The organism is Frigidibacter sp. SD6-1 (assembly GCF_030143255.1).
In the GTDB taxonomy this organism is placed as follows: Bacteria; Pseudomonadota; Alphaproteobacteria; order Rhodobacterales; family Rhodobacteraceae; genus TMP-24.
In genome coordinates this window covers 1-870 of the sequence record NZ_JARJNR010000035.1, presented here as the reverse complement: position 1 = coordinate 870, position 870 = coordinate 1, and the positions used below count along the sequence as shown (strand labels likewise).

At 60.5% G+C, this 870-nt stretch carries 1 protein-coding gene; it reads right to left on the bottom strand.

Going from position 1 to position 870, the window contains the following annotated elements; genetic code table 11:
• Nucleotides 1–23: 23 nt before the first annotated feature.
• Nucleotides 24–793 (bottom strand): IS5 family transposase gene (locus tag P0645_RS19260; RefSeq protein WP_284166174.1). Its coding sequence is split into 2 segments (ribosomal slippage): nt 24–457 and nt 457–793, totalling 771 coding nucleotides; the frame shifts between segments, so codons are not numbered across the junction.
• Between the last annotated feature and the right edge of the window lie 77 nt (nt 794–870).

The window sequence follows — 870 nt, the reverse complement described above, 5'->3', positions numbered from 1 at the left end:
CTAGGGTCCAGACTCATTGAACCTCAAAGCCAGAACATGACGGTGGCGGCGAGGGCGACAGCGGATAGGAAGGTTTTGGCGGATCTGTCATAACGGGTTGCGACCCTGCGCCAGTCTTTCAGGCGACCGAACATGATCTCTATGCGATTGCGGCGGCGATAGCGGCGCTTGTCGTAGCGGACAGCTTTGCCGCGCGACTTCCGACCGGGAATGCAGGGGCGTATCCCTTTGTCTTTCAACGCATCTCGGAACCAGTCGGCGTCATAACCCCGGTCCGCGATCATCCACTCTGCAGCAGGCAGACTGCCCAGCAGGGCGGCGGCTCCGGTATAGTCACTGATCTGACCTGCGGTCATGAAGAACTTCAGGGGTCGCCCCTTGGCGTCTGTGACGGCATGCAACTTGGTGTTCAACCCGCCCTTTGTGCGCCCGATCAGGCGCCCGCGCTGGTCGTCGGGCCCCCCTTTTTCGCCCGCAGGCTCGAAGCCGTGCGGTGCGCCTTCAGGTAGGTCGCGTCGATCATGATGATCTTCTGGTCGGTGCCCTCGGAGGCCAGTCCCTCCATCATCCTCGCGAAAACCCCCATGTCACCCCACCGCTTCCAGCGGTTGTAGAGCGTCTTCGGCGGCCCATACTCACGCGGGGCATCGCACCAACGCAAGCCATTGCGATTGATAAATATTATGCCGCTCAACACGCGCCGATCATCGACACGTGGCTTGCCATGGCTCTTCGGAAAGAACGGCCTCAACCGCTCCATCTGCTCGTCAGTCAGCCAGTAAAGGTTGCTCATCATCACCCCCGTCAGTTTGGGAGCTTGAATCACGCAGGCCGGGCAGCCTCAAGCCGATTAATGGGTCCTGACCCTAA